Below are 13,670 nucleotides of genomic sequence, written 5' to 3'. Positions count from 1 at the left end.
GTGCGAAAAAGTGATGATGCGTGAGGAAGGGGAGGCTATCCGACCCACTTCTGTAGTGTCGCACGGTTATTATGAAGATTCGGTGAATGTCACGCGGGTCTCGTAGAGTTGCTGCGACGTCGTCTGTCTCTCTGCTTGATCGGACTTCACGCATGGCCATAGCCCGCCGCCTCAGTCGCCTGACGGTCGCCGCGATCCTCATGGCCGCCGTCGCGCTCCTGGTGGACGCCTGTGGCGGTGCGGGAAGCGGGAGCGGCGCCAAGGCGGGCAAGGCCACCGCCTCCGCCGCGCACTTCCAGGTCTCGTCCCTGCTCGAGCCGTCCGGCCGCGCGCTGGGCGTCGTCGACGACAAGACACCCTGGCAGTACGGCATCGTCACCACCTTCGCCGAAGAGGCCGGACGGACACCGGACATCCGCGAGTACTACAGCTCCTGGGGCGACGACTTCGACGCGGAGGGCAACGCCTTCCTGTGGCGGCACGGCCAGCTGCCGATGATGGCGCTGGTGCCCACCGACACCTCGCTCGCCCGCATCGCCCGGGGCGAGGAGGACTCCTACATCCGCCGACTGGCGGCCCAGATCGCCGCCTACGACGGCCCGCTGGCCCTCTCCTTCGCCGGCGAGATGAACGGCCCGTGGAACTCCTGGGGTCCCCCGCACGCCGCGCCCACCGACTTCGTCGCGGCATGGAAGCGCGTGCACGACATCTTCACCGCACAGGACGTCACCAATGTGATCTGGGTGTGGACTCCGCACGTGGTCGACTCGGGCACCACCGCCAAGCTGCGCCCCTACTACCCCGGCAACGCCTACGTCGACTGGGTGGGCCTCATCGGCTACTACGGGCCGATCGACGGCGTCGCCTTCTCCAGCCTGTTCACCCCCACCATGCGCGAGATCGCGGGCTTCTCCGGCAAGCCGGTGCTGATCGCGGAGACCGGGGTGGCGGAGAGCAGCCAGAAGGAGGCGCACATCCGTGACCTGCTGCGGGGCGCCACGAAAGCCGGGGTCATCGGGCTCGTCTGGTACGACCAGCGCAAGGACTGGCCGGGCGGCAAGCAGCTGATGGACTGGCGGATCAGCACCTCGGTGGGCGCGCGGGCCGCGTTCCAAGTGGAGTCGGCCCGGAACGAATTCGGCCATTCTTTCAAGAACGACTGATCCGGTACATGCGGGGTAAGTCGGGCGCAAGCCCGCAAGAGACGACTTTTACCATGGCGCATCACCGCGGCCGGCACCTGCGGATGCCCGATCAGGGGAGATCACGGAGATGACGACGGAATCGTCGCCGGGCCAGGGGGCTCCGCAGGAAGACCAGGACTGGGCCTTCCGGCCCCGCAGGTCCCCCGCCGACCGGCCGCCGTACCGGGAACAGCGGCCGCCGGAGCCGACCGCCCCGTGGGGCGCCCGACCGACGGAACCGACCACCCCGTGGGACAACCGACCGACAGAACCCACCGCCCAGTGGGACAACCGGCCTGGACCCACCACGCAGTGGAACAACCACTCGGGACCCACCACACAGTGGGACGACCATTCAGAGCCCACCACGTCGTGGAACAACCAGCCGGAACCCACCACCCCGTGGGACGACCGGCCGACGGCCGAGCCGTACGCCGGATCCCCCGGCACGCGGTGGGACACCACTGGGCCGTCGCGGGCCTCCGAACCCCGCGCCGACGCCTACGGAGCCGCGCCCGAGCCGGGCCGCCGCACACCCCCGCACGCCTGGCACGGCGGCGAACCGGCGGACCCGCAGTCCGGATACCCGTCCGCGCAGACCTCCGTTCCCGACCGGACGGCCGCCCGCCGCCCTGATCCGGCCGCCGCGCAGCCGCAGCCGCAGCCCTCCGCGGGCGCGGACGGCGAACGGACAGCCCGGAAGTCCGGGAAGCTGGGCAGGATCGCGCTCGCCCTCGTCCTCCTCGCCGCCGGCGGTGCCGCCGCCGTCCTGTTCAAGCAGGAGGACGCCGTCGCCGTCGCCTCGAAGAACCTGACGCGGACGTGGCAGATACCGGCGCCCGCCGCCGACGACGCGCTGATCGGCAGCTGGCTCACCGACAAGCTGCTCGTCCGGGCCGGCACGCGGAGCGGCCTGCGGGCCTACGACCTCACCGACGGCAGGCAGGTGTGGAGCACCCCGTCCTCCGCCACCTCCGCCAAGCGGGGCACCGTCCCCTGCGCGATGTCTCCGACGCTCGGCGCCAAGGGCATCGGCACGGTCGCCTTCGGCACGGACGGCAGCACCTGCACCCGGCTGGCCGGTGTCGACGCGTCCACCGGCAAGATCCTCTGGTCCATACCGCTGACCAGCGCCAAGCACCCCACGGCGGCGACCGTCGCGACCTACCTGCAGGGCAATGTCGCCACCGTCGTCGGCCAGAACGTCCTCGGCGGCGTGAACCTCCGTACGGGCAGCCGCGTTTGGGGCTACAAGGCCCGCGGCCACTACTGCAACGCCTACAACTGGGGCGCCGACGGCACCGTGCTGGTGGACGACTTCTGCCTCGACCGGAAGACCAGGTCCACCCTCACCGCGTACGACGGCAGGACCGGGAAGGTGATCTGGCGGAAGTCCGAGAAGGCCCACTCGGACGTGACGCACATCCTCTCCGGCTCACCACTGGTCGCCGCCGTCCACACGGCACGCCAGGACGCCGTACGGGTTTTCGGCACCACCGGGACCGGCCGCAAACTGGCCGTGGGCAACGACGAGCTCACGACCGGCAACAGCACCGGCGCCGACCACTCCGCCCGGCTCTACGGCAACGTGCTGGTCACCCCGGCCACGGCCGCCGGCGGCACGGCGATCGACGGTTTCGACACCACCACCGGCCGCAAACTCTGGACCTACCGCTCCGCCGCGCTCGCCGTCCCCGCGTCCGGCACGGACGGCAAGGTGTACGCCGTCACCACGTCCGGCCCCCCGCAGCTCATCACCATCGACCCGCGCACCGGCCGCACCACCCCGGTCGCGGGCCTGCCGGCGGGCACCGGCAAGTGGAGCTTCACCGCCGGCACGGTGTACGTCACCTCGGACGGCGGCGTGCTGGAACTCAACGCCCTCGGGTCGAACGGCGGCGTACGGCTCTACGAGTAGGCCTCACGGGCGGAGGGGCACCCGGCGCGACGGCGGCGCCGGACCTCCTCGTCCCGTCCGGCCCGCTATTACAGAGCTGTGACGGCGAGCGCACGGGTCCGTCGCTCACCGTAGGCAGACTTGTCCCATCGCGGAGGGCGGCCCGCCGAGCGGACCGGCTCAGGTCACGGGGACGGCGGGCTGCTCCCGCGAGACCCTCTCCGCAGCGTCGTTCACATCCCTGGGGGAACCTCGATGTCCGCTCGTAACCGCCGGAGCACCGCAGCCGTCGTCACCGCGGGAGCCGCCGCGCTGCTCGCCCTCTGCGGGGCCGCCGCCAACGCGATGGCCGCTCCGTCCTCCGGTGGCGCTGCCAGGAGCAGCGCCGCGATGGTCGCCGCGGCCTCGTCCGCCCACACGCTCACCGTGCCCCGGGGACTGACCATCAGCGACGGCACCCGACACGTGGTGGTGGGCGGCAGGTCCATCGACTTCGGGACCGTCGTCCGTGACCTGGCCTGGAACCCCGGCGGCAGCAAGGCCGCCTTCGTCGACGGGCACGGCAACCTCGTGGTCTCCGACCCCGACGGCAGCCACCGCGTCACCGTCGCCGTCAACCCGGGCACGCAGACCTGGTCCCACCCCACCTGGCAGGTGACCGCCGCCGACCGGCAGAACCAGATCCCCGCGAAGAACAACCTCGTCTTCTCGGCCAAGATCCACGGCAAGACCGTCCTGGAGAAGGTCAAGGCCACCGGCAACCACGGAACGCCGGCCAAGATCAGCCTGAACAGCGAACCCGGCGAGGCCAACCTCCCCCAGACCGACAACACCTGGCCGAACGTCGGCGGCAGCTACGGCACGACCGTCTACGAGAACACCCACGACGGCGAGGTCTACATCCGCGACGACTACCTGCGGCAGCAGGGCCGCGCTCTGGCCAAGGGGTCCGAGCCCGCCCTCTCCCCCGACAACGAGGAAGTCGTCTTCGTCCGCTCCGTCCACGGACACGACCACCTCTTCGTCGAGGACTTCGGCGGCTCCGCCCCGGTCGTCAAGGACGTCACCCCGCACGCCACCACCGACTACACCGAGCCCGCCTGGTCGCCCAACGGCAAGACCATCGCCTTCCGCGCCCCGAACGGCACCTACACGATCACGAAGACCGCCCACGGTTTCGGAGCGCCCGTCAAGGCCTCCTCGCACACCGGCCTGCCCGCCTACCGCGGCTGACCGCCGCCCGAGCGGCCGTCGGAGCGGGCCAGTTCGGCCCGGAGTTCCGGCAGGTGCTGGTCGGCCGTGTCATGCGGCAGGTACTCGACCACGTCGAGAAAACGGAACAGGACCTGGGACTTGGTGACGGCGAACTCGTAGTCGCCGTAGCCCACCACGGCACCCATCTCCCCGCGAGCGGCGCCCCGGACGACATGCGCGGTCATGTCGTCCGGGTTTTCCGCCGTCAGCCCCCGACGCGCGTTGGGGCGCGCCAGATACGGGCAGACCATCGAGGCGTAGAGCATGCACGCGCGGTGTCCCGGCGCCTCCAGGGTGGCCGCCATGTTGCGGTACGGCCGCCCGGCGGCGAGCGCGTCGCGGATCGCGGCGCTCTCCGCCGCACCGACCACCCGCCACACCGGGCCCCTGGGCATCAGGGTGTTGCAGACCGAACACAGCCGCTGCCGTGCGCACTCGGCGCTGCGCTCGTAGTCGGTGAGCGCGAACCGGGGTTCGTCGCCCTCCCACGGAGTGATGGCGGGCACGGGATAGCCGCGGCTGTCACGAGGCCTGGCCTCGACGGTCGACGGCATGGGAACGGAGTCGAATCGCACACCCCATGGTGAACCACCTCGCACGTTCGGGGAACGCCGTACGGGCCGTTTCCCGGAACGCCGTACGGGCCGTTTCCCGGAACGCCGTACGGGCCGTTCCCTACGCGGCGCCGCTGACGCCCGGGGCGATGTAGCGCCGGTGCAGCGGGTGGAAGGACGTGTCGGGTTCGCCGGTGATGCCGGCCTTCTGGATCGCGGGTGCGAGTCGTTCGCCGAAGAAGGTCTCGAACGCCTGCTGGGACTCCCACACGTCGGTGACGTGCAGTCCCTGCGCGTCGAACCAGGCCACGTGCATCTGACCGCCGGCCGCCGGGATCTCCTCCCACTGCACCGCGTCCCGCACGGTGTCGTACTGCTCCGGTGTCGCTTCCGTCCAGTGCATCGACATCACGATCGCCATGTCCGGCCCCTTGCTGTTCGTAGTGGTGACGCCGTTCTCGGACCAGCAAACAGCCTCTCGGCGCCGCTCACCTCTCCACGGCGGCCAAAGACGTTCCCCCTGCCGGTTCCGAGCATCGCGATCGTTCCACCCGCCGGACCGCGCCGGACAGAGCGCGCGGAGGCACATCGGCGCCTGCGGACGGCCTCGTACGCCCGGACCGGAGGAGGCCCCCGTAGAGGCCTCCTCCGCGTTCCCTCAGTACTGGTACACCCGGTCGGTTCCCGGGCCTCCGGAGAGGGTGTCCGTGCCCGCGCCTCCGTGGATCAGGTCGTTGCCGCTGTTGCCGTAGATCTTGTCCTTGCCGGAGTCGCCGTAGAGGCGGTCGTTGCCGCGGCCGCCCTGGATGAGGTCGTCGCCCGCGTTGCCGTGGATGGTGTCGTTGCCGTCGTCGCCGTACAGGCTGTTGTCGTAGTCGGTGTAGATGCCTTCGGACTGGGATCCGCCGTACAGGACGTCGTTGCCCGCGTCGCCGTGGCAGGTGAAGCCGCAGTCGGTGAGGGTGTCGTTGCCCGCACCGCCGTTCGCGCCCTCGTTGTAGGCGCCGCCGCCCCCGGACAGGTGGTCGTTCCCGTCCTGGCCGTAGAGGACGTCACGGCCCCCGCTGGTGAGGGTGTCGTTGCCGGTCCCGCCGTAGATACGGGCGTACAGGATGTCGTCGGCGGGGCCCGTGGCCGTGTCGTCGCGGTCTCCGAGGTTGACGATCACGCTGGTGAGGTCGGAGGCACCGGTGTTGGGCTCGGTGACCGTGCACTCCGCCCGGGTGGTGTCGCCCGATGCGGGACGGACGCAGCCCGCGCCGAGGGAGATGTTCACGGTGTCGTCGAACGTGTAGATCCAGTCGGTCAGTTGGGAGCCCGGGTCGGTCGCGCCGAACCTCCAGGAGATCTTCAGGTGGTTCGTCTGGCCGGCGGCAGCCGTGTAGTACAGCTTCTGGCCGGTGGAGACCGCGGTGGCGCTCGTCGCGGTCGCGGCGCTCGCCGCCGGGGTCACGACCGCCGCGGAGACGGCGGCCGTGGCGACGGCCAGCACCAGTGCTTTCGGAAGGACGGCGGTACGGCGACTGGACATGGTTCCCCCTCGGTGGGTTCGTGCGGCTCGATGGCCCCGGCGGTCCGGCGGTCGTGCCGTCACGGGGCCGTGGGTGCCGGACGGGTGCGCCCGGGCATCCCGTTCGACACCGGTGGGGGACGGTGGGTTGTGACCCCTGCCGCACAACCTTCGCCGTTTCAGGGAGAGTTCACCTCGGATTGCCCTCCTCGTGGCGCGGACGGCTCCGGGCGTTGGCTCTCCGGGGACCGGCCCTCCGGGGACGCGGCGCGGCGGCGGAGCAGCGCGGGGGCCAGGGTCAGCGTCACGGCGACGGAGGCGGCGGCCATCACCGTCATCGCCACCGCGGGTGAGGTGAGTTGGGCGATCCCGCCCGCCAGTGCCGCGCCGACGCCCTGCATCGTCAGCATGCCCGCCGTGTGGAGCCCGAGGGCGTGGCCGCCGAGTTCGTCCGGGACGAGCGCCACCAGCCTCTCCTGCTGGATCAGGCTCGCCCCGAAGCCGACCGAGGCGAGGGCGACGAGGGCGGCCGCCGCGACCACGCCCGGACGCAGGACGAAGAGGAGGTACGGCGTCGCGAGGAGCAGCAGGAACGGGATGCCGAGGCGGGCACGGACCCGGGGCGGCAGCAGGCGTCCTACGGTCACGTCCCCGGCGAACATGCCGAGGGCCGCGAAGGCGAACAGCGCGCCGGCCCGGCTCGGCGCGTAGGACACGTACAGCGATTCGCAGCCGACGACCAGGCCGTTCGGCACCCAGAGCAGGAGATAGAGCGTGCGGCGCTCCGGCGAGGAGAGGAGACGGGCGTTGGTGTGCCAGGTCCGGGCGACGGACGGGCGGCCCAGCGCCCGGGGCGCCCGGGGGGTCAGGCCGAGCCGGGCGGTCAGGGCGGCCGCGAGGTACAGCCCCGCCGCCAGCAGGAGGGTGAGGCGCGGGGAGAGCAGGGCCACGAGGACGCCACCGGTCGCGTACCCGGTGACCTGGGCGATCCCGCTCATCATGTTGAACACCGAACGCCCCAGCAGATAGCCCTCCTTGGCGAGGATCTCGGCCAGCAGGCCCCACAGGACCCCGCCGCCGAAGGACTGGACGAGGCCGAGGAGCAGGAGCAGGGCGAAGACCGTCCAGACCGGGAGACCGGGGATCGCCATGACCGCCGTGCCGAGCCCGAAGAGGAACGCGATGCCCGCCACCGTGGCGCGCGGGGGCAGCCGGTCGGCGGCCGAGAGCAGGGTGGTCGCACCGATCATCTGGGCGAGCGAGGGGCCGAACATGCTCAGCCCGGTGAGCAGCGGCGAGCCGGTCGCCCGGTACACGAGGGTGCCGAGGGCCAGACCGCTCACCGTCGAGGCGGCGGTCCGGAAACAGGAGGACAGGAAGAGCGGGGTGAACTCCCGCGTGCGGAAGAGCTCGGAATAGCTGCGCATCCGCGGAGTCTGCGGGGCCGTACGGGCGGTCGATATTGTTTCGCACAGGCGCGAAACGTCAGGGGGCCGGAGACCTCAGGGGGCCGGAGACGTCAGGGGCGGGAAGGGGACGGGCATGGGCTGGTGGCAGGTGAACGCCGACACCCTCGCGGGGAGCCGTTTCGCGCTGTCGCCGCTCGCCGAGACGTTCGCGTGTCTGAAGCTGCTGCACGCGGACACCGCCACGCACCCCGGTGAACGCGCCTGGCTGGACGTCCATCTGCCGGTGTACCGCGGGCGGCTGGCCGCCGACCCGGTCACCGCGCTGCTCGTGCGGTGCGGGCTCGGGCGGGAGTGGATCGCCGACTTCCTCACCCCCACCCCGTACGGCGACGAGACCTTCGAGACCGAGGTCGCCCGGGTGCGGGAGGTCCCGCCCGGGGAGGCCCGCGGCCATCTCCTGCGCTCGGTGGGCGGTCCGCTGCCCGCCGCGCTCGCGGACCGTGACGATCTGCCCGAGCGGGCCGCGGCGCTGCTCACCGCCGTGTGGGAGGAGTCCGTACGGCCGGACTGGGAGCGGCGGCGGCGGGTCCTGGAGGCCGATGTGGTGGCGCGGACCGCGCGGCTGGGCCAGGGCGGCTGGGCGGCGGCGCTGGACGGGCTGCGCCCCGGGACGCGCTGGCTCGGCGGCAACCGGCTCCAGGTGAACCTGCACGAGTACCCGCCGCGCGAGATCTCCGGCGCCCAGCTCGTCTTCGTCCCCGTCACGCCGAAGGCCGGATGGGTGTCCTGGGAGGAGTCCCGCCGGTACGCCGTGGTCTACCCGTGCTCGGGAGCGCTGGCCGACGCGGGGGCCTCGGTGGTTCCGGAGAGTCTCGGGGCGCTGCTCGGGACGGCCCGGGCCGGTGTCCTCGTCCGCCTGGACTCACCGCTGTCCACCAGTCAGCTGGTCGCCGTGACCGGGCAGGGTCTGGGGTCGGTCGGCCGCCATCTGCGGGTGCTGCTGGACGCGCGGCTGGTGGAGCGGCGGCGGGCGGGGCGGTCGGTGCTGTACTCGCGGACGGCCGCCGGTGAGGTGCTCGTCACAGCGCAGCGCCAGGACCTGTCCGGCGCACGGGAATTGCCGGCCGGGACCGGGGAGCGGACCGGCGGGACCGGCAAGGCGGCCACCTACCGGAGTTAGCATCCGCTTATGACTACTGACAACACCGCTTCCTCCGTGCTCGACGTCGAGATCGGGGCCCTCCAGGGCGGTTCCGCCGACCTGTCCCAGTACGCGGGCAAGGCCGTCCTCATCGTGAACGTGGCCTCCAAGTGCGGGCTGACCCCGCAGTACGCCGGCCTCGAGCGGCTGCACGCACGCTACGCCGACCAGGGCTTCACCGTCCTCGGCGTGCCCTGCAACCAGTTCCTCGGCCAGGAGCCCGGCAGCTCCGAGGAGATCGCCGAGTTCTGCTCCGCGACCTACGGCGTGACCTTCCCGATGACCGAGAAGGTCGAGGTGAACGGTGACGCGCGGCACGGGCTGTACGGGCACCTCGTGGAGACCGCCGACGCCGAGGGGCACTCCGGCGACATCCGCTGGAACTTCGAGAAGTTCCTGATCGGGCGCGACGGCAGCGTCGTCGGCCGCTTCTCGCCGCAGACCGAGCCGGAGTCGGCCGAACTCGTCGCCGCGGTCGAGAAGGCCATCGGCTGACACCCGGGCTCTCGGGCTCCTGGGCTTCCGGGCTCCTGAGCTCCCGGCGTTGACCTTGCCCCTGGGGCAAGGGGGAGCGTCCCTGTCACCGGGCGGAAGGCGCCCGGTGACGGAGGATGACAGGGTGGACAAGGACCTGCTCACCATCGGCGCGTTCGCCTCGCGGGCGCGGCTGTCGGCGAAGGCGCTGCGGCTGTACGACCGGCTGGGGCTGCTGGCCCCGGCGTACGTCGACGAGGTCAGCGGCTACCGCTACTACCGCGCCGGGCAGACCGAACGGGCCCGGCTCGTCGCGCTGCTGCGCCAGCTGGACATGCCGCTGGCGCGGATCGCGGACGTGGTGGAGTCGCCCGGCCCACAGGCGACCGAGCTGCTCGCCGCGTACTGGGACGGTGCCGAGGCCCGGTTCGCCTCGCAGCGGGCGCTCGCCGACTACCTCCGTGGACGTCTTTCCGGGAGGAGTCGCGAGATGTACGAGAAGTTCGCCGTCGAGACCACCGAGGTGCCCGAGCAGGTCGTGCTGGCCGAGAGGCGGCACGTCCTGGCACCCGAGCTGCCGGTGTGGATCCCCGGCGCACTGGGCCGGCTGGAGGAGGGTGCCCGGGAGGCCGGGGGCGTCACCGGGCCGCCGTTCGTCGTGTACCACGCCGAGGTCGGCATGGAGAGCGACGGTCCGGCGGAGGCGTGCGTGCCGGTCGCCGACGAGGCCGCGGCACGCGCCTGGGCGGAGCGGCAGGGCCGGGCCACCGGGGCCGCGGTCCGTGTCGAACCGGCCCGGAGCATCGCCTTCGTCCGCATCACCAAGGCCCAGGTCGCCCACCCGCAGATCCTCGCCGCCTTCGAGGCGGTGGAGCACTGGGCCGCCGAGCGGGGGCTGTCCGTCGACGGCCCGTGCCGGGAGATCTACTTCGCCGACTGGGACGCGGCGGGGCCCGGGGACCCGGTGTGCGACGTGGCGTTCCCGGTGAGGTGACCGGGCCGGCCGCACGGTCGGGGTGCGGTGACCGGCCCGGCCGCACGCCGAGGTGACGTGACCGGCCCGGCCGCGGTGGGGTGCGGTTCGGGCCGGATCCGCGGCGCGCTCCCCGCGGTGAGGCGACGGCGTGCCGTGGCTGCCGCGCCCCCCTTCGTGTGGTGCGGCGGCCACTTCGCGCACTGCAGCGCCCACCTTCGTGTGACATTGCGGGCGGTGCACCCGGGAGCCGTGTACGAGTGGGGAGTTTCGGTGGTCTCGTCCCCTCCCGGGAGTTCGCTGTGCCTTCTGTCGCTTCCTCGGTCCCTGCTCTCGTCCCGGCGCCGGGAGGCGGGGCAGTCACGGAAGTGGCGGAGTACCGGCTCTCGTGGAAGGGCTACGCGTACACCGCGCGGATCGCCCGGCACGGTGCCCCGGTCACCGAGCCGCTGCTCGTGCTCGGCGGGTCGGACCAGACGCGGTACTCGTGGATGCGGCACGAGCGGTGGCTCGGGGAGCTCGGGACCGTCGTCACGGTGGACCTGCCCGGGTTCGGGGACGCGGACTTCCTGCCCGTCGAGCACGGGATCGACTTCCTGGCCGAGTGCGCGGGCCACATGCTGCGCGAGATCGGGCTCGGACCGGTGAACCTGTACGCGGGGTGCTACGGCGCGGCGGTCGGGCTCCGGCTCGCCCAGCGGTATCCGCACCTGCTGCGCCGGATCGCCGTGCAGGGGATGTCGGACCACATTCCGCGCTGGTTCGCCGAGGCGACCGTGGGGTGGGTCCGGCTGCTGGAGGAGGGGCGCGTCGAGGAGACCGCCGAGGAGTTCGTCCGGTGCTTCGTACCGCCGCCCGGCGACCGCACCGTGCGCAAGCACGCCGCGCTGACCCGGCTGATGTACCGGCAGTTCGCCGCGCAGAGCCCGCGCGACATCACCGTGATGGTCGAGCGGAACCGGCGGCTGCTGGCCCACGAGTGGTACCGGCGGGCGCCCGTCCCCGCCGTCCCGTACCTCGTGTTCACCGGCGAGCACGACACGCTCGCCACGCCCGACATGGCCCGCGCGGTGGCGGCGGACCTGCCGGGCGCGTGGTTCACCACGATCACGGAGTGCGGCCATCTGGCCCATCTCCAGCGGCCCCAGGACTTCTGCGATCTGCTCGTCCGCTTCTTCCGCGACGGCAGGCCGGAGGACTCCGGCCTGCCGTACTGCGGGCCGTTCGAGCGGTTCTAGGACGGCAGGGGCCCGGGACTCAGCGCAGCTCCTCCGGGCACGGGGTCCCCCGGGGGAGCTGGTACGGCGCCGCGAGCCGGTAGGTGCCCGGCTTCGGGGCGAGCAGTTCCGTCCAGGTGTCGCCCGCCGCGGTCTCCTCCGTCGGCGTCAGACAGCCGTTGAGGTTGTCGTACGTCTTCGGGGTGCCGTCCGTACGGCGCTTCGAGGCCTTCGTCTCCTGGGGCGCCTTGAGGCTCTTGCCCTTCTCGTCGACGATGCTCAGCCAGGGCGAGTACGGGATGCGGATGAGGATGCGGCCCGCCTCCTTCACCTCGATGGTCATCTCGCCCTGCTCCGCCAGATCGACCACGGCGTGCGGCTCGGCGAGCGGGGTGGGGTCCGTGACGGTGAACAGCTGCCAGTTGGCGTCGCCCCAGATCTGCCGCAGGTAGGGCATGCCCCGCTGGACGAGTTCACGTTCGCGCTTCCCGCCGTCGCCGTCCGGTTCGCCCTTGGGCAGCACGACGTAGTGGATGGCCCAGCGCTGCAGCCATTCGTGGTAGTTCGCGGAGTTGAGCGTGTCGTCGTAGAAGAGCGGGTTGCGCTCCATGTCGGCCTGGCGGTTCCAGCCGCGGGCGAGGTTCACGTAGGGAGCGAGGGCGGACGCCTCGCGGTGCGAGCGGGCGGGGACCACCTCGACGCGGCCCTTCTCGGCGTCCGCGAGCTGGAGCTGGTGGACGAGCGGGGCCAGCTCGCGCGCCCAGGACGCCGCCGGGGTCGTGTGGATGATGTCGTCGACCGTCTTGACGCCGATCCATCCGGTGAACACGGCGAAGGAGAGGACGATGCCGTACCACCGGCGTGACTTCGGGACGGTGAAGGGCAGCGCGGCGATCAGGGCGACGCCCGCGAACAGCATCGCCAGGCGCGTGATGTTCGAGCCGATCTGGGAGCTGATCAGCCAGACGAGGAGCACGGAGAGGCCGTACACCGCCGCCGTGATCCTTACGGTCGTCCACTCCTTGGGGACCAGGTAGTACACCGCGGCGGCGGACCCGAACGGCAGGATGACCGAGAAGAACGTCATCGGCTGGGTTCCCGAGAAGGGGAACAGCAGGGCCGAGAGCCCGACCACGACCGTCGGGGCGATGCCCAGCGCGTAGGCGCCGGGCCGTCGCTTCTGCAGGAACAGGGCCACGGCCAGCAGGCCCACGAACAGTCCGGCGACCGGTGAGGCGGCCGTCGCGAGCGCGGCGAGCGGCGCCGCGCACAGGGCCTTCGCCCAGCGTTTGTAGCGCCAGCGGTGGGGCCAGCAGAAGACGACGGCGACCGCGCCGAGCGCGAACGCCGTGCCGAGGCCGTACGTCACCCGGCCCGAGATGGCGTTGCAGAGCAGCGCGAAGACACCCGCGAGCGACGTGGCGACCGGGTTCCGGACGGCTCGGCTGCGGACGAGGATCATCGTCAGCAGACCGGCCGAGACGGTCCCGGCGATCATCATCGTCGTCCGGACGCCGAGCACCGACATCAGGTACGGCGACACCACGCTGTAGGAGACCGGGTGCATTCCGCCGTACCAGGCGAGGTTGTACGCCGAGTCCGGGTGCCGGCCGACGAACTCCGCCCACGCGTCCTGCGCCGCCAGGTCACCCCCGCTGTTCGCGAACGTGAAGAACCACACGATGTGGAGCACGCCGGCGAAGGCGGTGAAGGAGAGGGCGGGGGCGCGGCGGAGGAGGTCGCGGAGCGCGGCCACGGCACGCTCGGCCGGCGGGGTCTCGTCGGGAGCGCCCGCGCTCGGGGCAGGGTCCGCGCCCGGATCGGCACCCGGGTCCGCGGCCGCCGCTACGTCGCGGACCGCTTCGCGGGTGTCTGCGTACGGCGGTATTCGCGGGCCCGTTCCCTGGCCCGCGTCGGCGTCGTCGGCGTGTGTCGGCTCCGCTGTCGCCACTGCAAGGTTCTCCCCGTGTCCCGTGGGTCCGTCATGGGCCGGGACC

At 72.1% G+C, this 13,670-nt stretch carries 12 protein-coding genes; 7 read left to right on the top strand and 5 right to left on the bottom strand.

Translation table 11 applies throughout. The features are described 5' to 3' along the window. Positions 1-152 precede the first annotated feature (152 nt). The 3 genes from ACH4S8_RS22015 (at position 153) to ACH4S8_RS22005 (ending at position 4,314) form a co-directional block, all read left to right on the top strand. Positions 153-1,163 carry a glycoside hydrolase family 26 protein gene (locus ACH4S8_RS22015; RefSeq protein ID WP_398396484.1) on the top strand — a complete coding sequence of 337 codons (1,011 nt, stop codon included), beginning with the start codon at positions 153-155 and terminating at the stop codon, positions 1,161-1,163. A 109-nt stretch (positions 1,164-1,272) separates the two neighbouring features. Further along, positions 1,273-3,102 carry a PQQ-binding-like beta-propeller repeat protein gene (locus ACH4S8_RS22010; protein WP_398396482.1) on the top strand — a complete coding sequence of 610 codons (1,830 nt, stop codon included), beginning with the start codon at positions 1,273-1,275 and terminating at the stop codon, positions 3,100-3,102. A gap of 234 nt (positions 3,103-3,336) precedes the next feature. Continuing rightward, positions 3,337-4,314 carry a TolB family protein gene (locus ACH4S8_RS22005; RefSeq protein ID WP_398396480.1) on the top strand — a complete coding sequence of 326 codons (978 nt, stop codon included), beginning with the start codon at positions 3,337-3,339 and terminating at the stop codon, positions 4,312-4,314. On the opposite strand, the gene ACH4S8_RS22000 is transcribed toward ACH4S8_RS22005, so the two are convergent. From ACH4S8_RS22000 to ACH4S8_RS21985, 4 genes are all read right to left on the bottom strand, one after another. After that, complete coding sequence (locus ACH4S8_RS22000) at positions 4,302-4,889, bottom strand: hypothetical protein (RefSeq protein WP_398396478.1); 588 nt, start codon at positions 4,887-4,889, stop codon at positions 4,302-4,304. The genes ACH4S8_RS22005 and ACH4S8_RS22000 overlap by 13 nt on opposite strands. 121 nt (positions 4,890-5,010) lie before the next feature. Further along, positions 5,011-5,310, bottom strand: a complete 300-nt coding sequence (locus ACH4S8_RS21995) for a hypothetical protein (RefSeq protein ID WP_398396476.1) — start codon at positions 5,308-5,310, stop codon at positions 5,011-5,013. A gap of 237 nt (positions 5,311-5,547) precedes the next feature. Further along, positions 5,548-6,420: a calcium-binding protein gene (locus ACH4S8_RS21990; protein ID WP_398396474.1), complete on the bottom strand. Its 873-nt coding sequence runs from the start codon at positions 6,418-6,420 to the stop codon at positions 5,548-5,550. A 158-nt stretch (positions 6,421-6,578) separates the two neighbouring features. Further along, positions 6,579-7,826, bottom strand: a complete 1,248-nt coding sequence (locus ACH4S8_RS21985) for an MFS transporter (RefSeq protein ID WP_398396472.1) — start codon at positions 7,824-7,826, stop codon at positions 6,579-6,581. 115 nt (positions 7,827-7,941) lie between these two features. On the opposite strand from ACH4S8_RS21985, the gene ACH4S8_RS21980 reads away from it, so the two are divergent. From ACH4S8_RS21980 to ACH4S8_RS21965, 4 genes are all read left to right on the top strand, one after another. Beyond that, positions 7,942-8,988, top strand: a complete 1,047-nt coding sequence (locus ACH4S8_RS21980; RefSeq protein WP_398396470.1) for an ArsR/SmtB family transcription factor — start codon at positions 7,942-7,944, stop codon at positions 8,986-8,988. Positions 8,989-8,997: 9 nt separating this feature from the next. Continuing rightward, a complete protein-coding gene (locus tag ACH4S8_RS21975) occupies positions 8,998-9,504 on the top strand; it encodes a glutathione peroxidase (protein ID WP_398396468.1) in 507 nt (168 codons plus the stop codon). A 106-nt stretch (positions 9,505-9,610) separates the two neighbouring features. Next, entirely contained in the window at positions 9,611-10,477 is an 867-nt protein-coding gene (locus ACH4S8_RS21970; protein WP_398396466.1) for a MerR family transcriptional regulator, read from the top strand. A gap of 281 nt (positions 10,478-10,758) precedes the next feature. Beyond that, positions 10,759-11,694, top strand: coding sequence for an alpha/beta fold hydrolase (locus tag ACH4S8_RS21965; protein WP_398396464.1), 936 nt, complete (start codon positions 10,759-10,761; stop codon positions 11,692-11,694). Between the two features lie 19 nt (positions 11,695-11,713). Here ACH4S8_RS21965 and ACH4S8_RS21960 read toward each other — a convergent pair whose 3' ends face one another. Next, entirely contained in the window at positions 11,714-13,624 is a 1,911-nt protein-coding gene (locus tag ACH4S8_RS21960; protein ID WP_398396462.1) for an MFS transporter, read from the bottom strand. Positions 13,625-13,670 lie beyond the last annotated feature (46 nt).

Source organism: Streptomyces sp. NPDC021080 (assembly GCF_044333225.1).
Taxonomy (GTDB): Bacteria; Actinomycetota; Actinomycetes; order Streptomycetales; family Streptomycetaceae; genus Streptomyces.
Note: the sequence above shows the minus strand (reverse complement) of the source record. Positions and strands in the feature narration are given on the sequence as shown.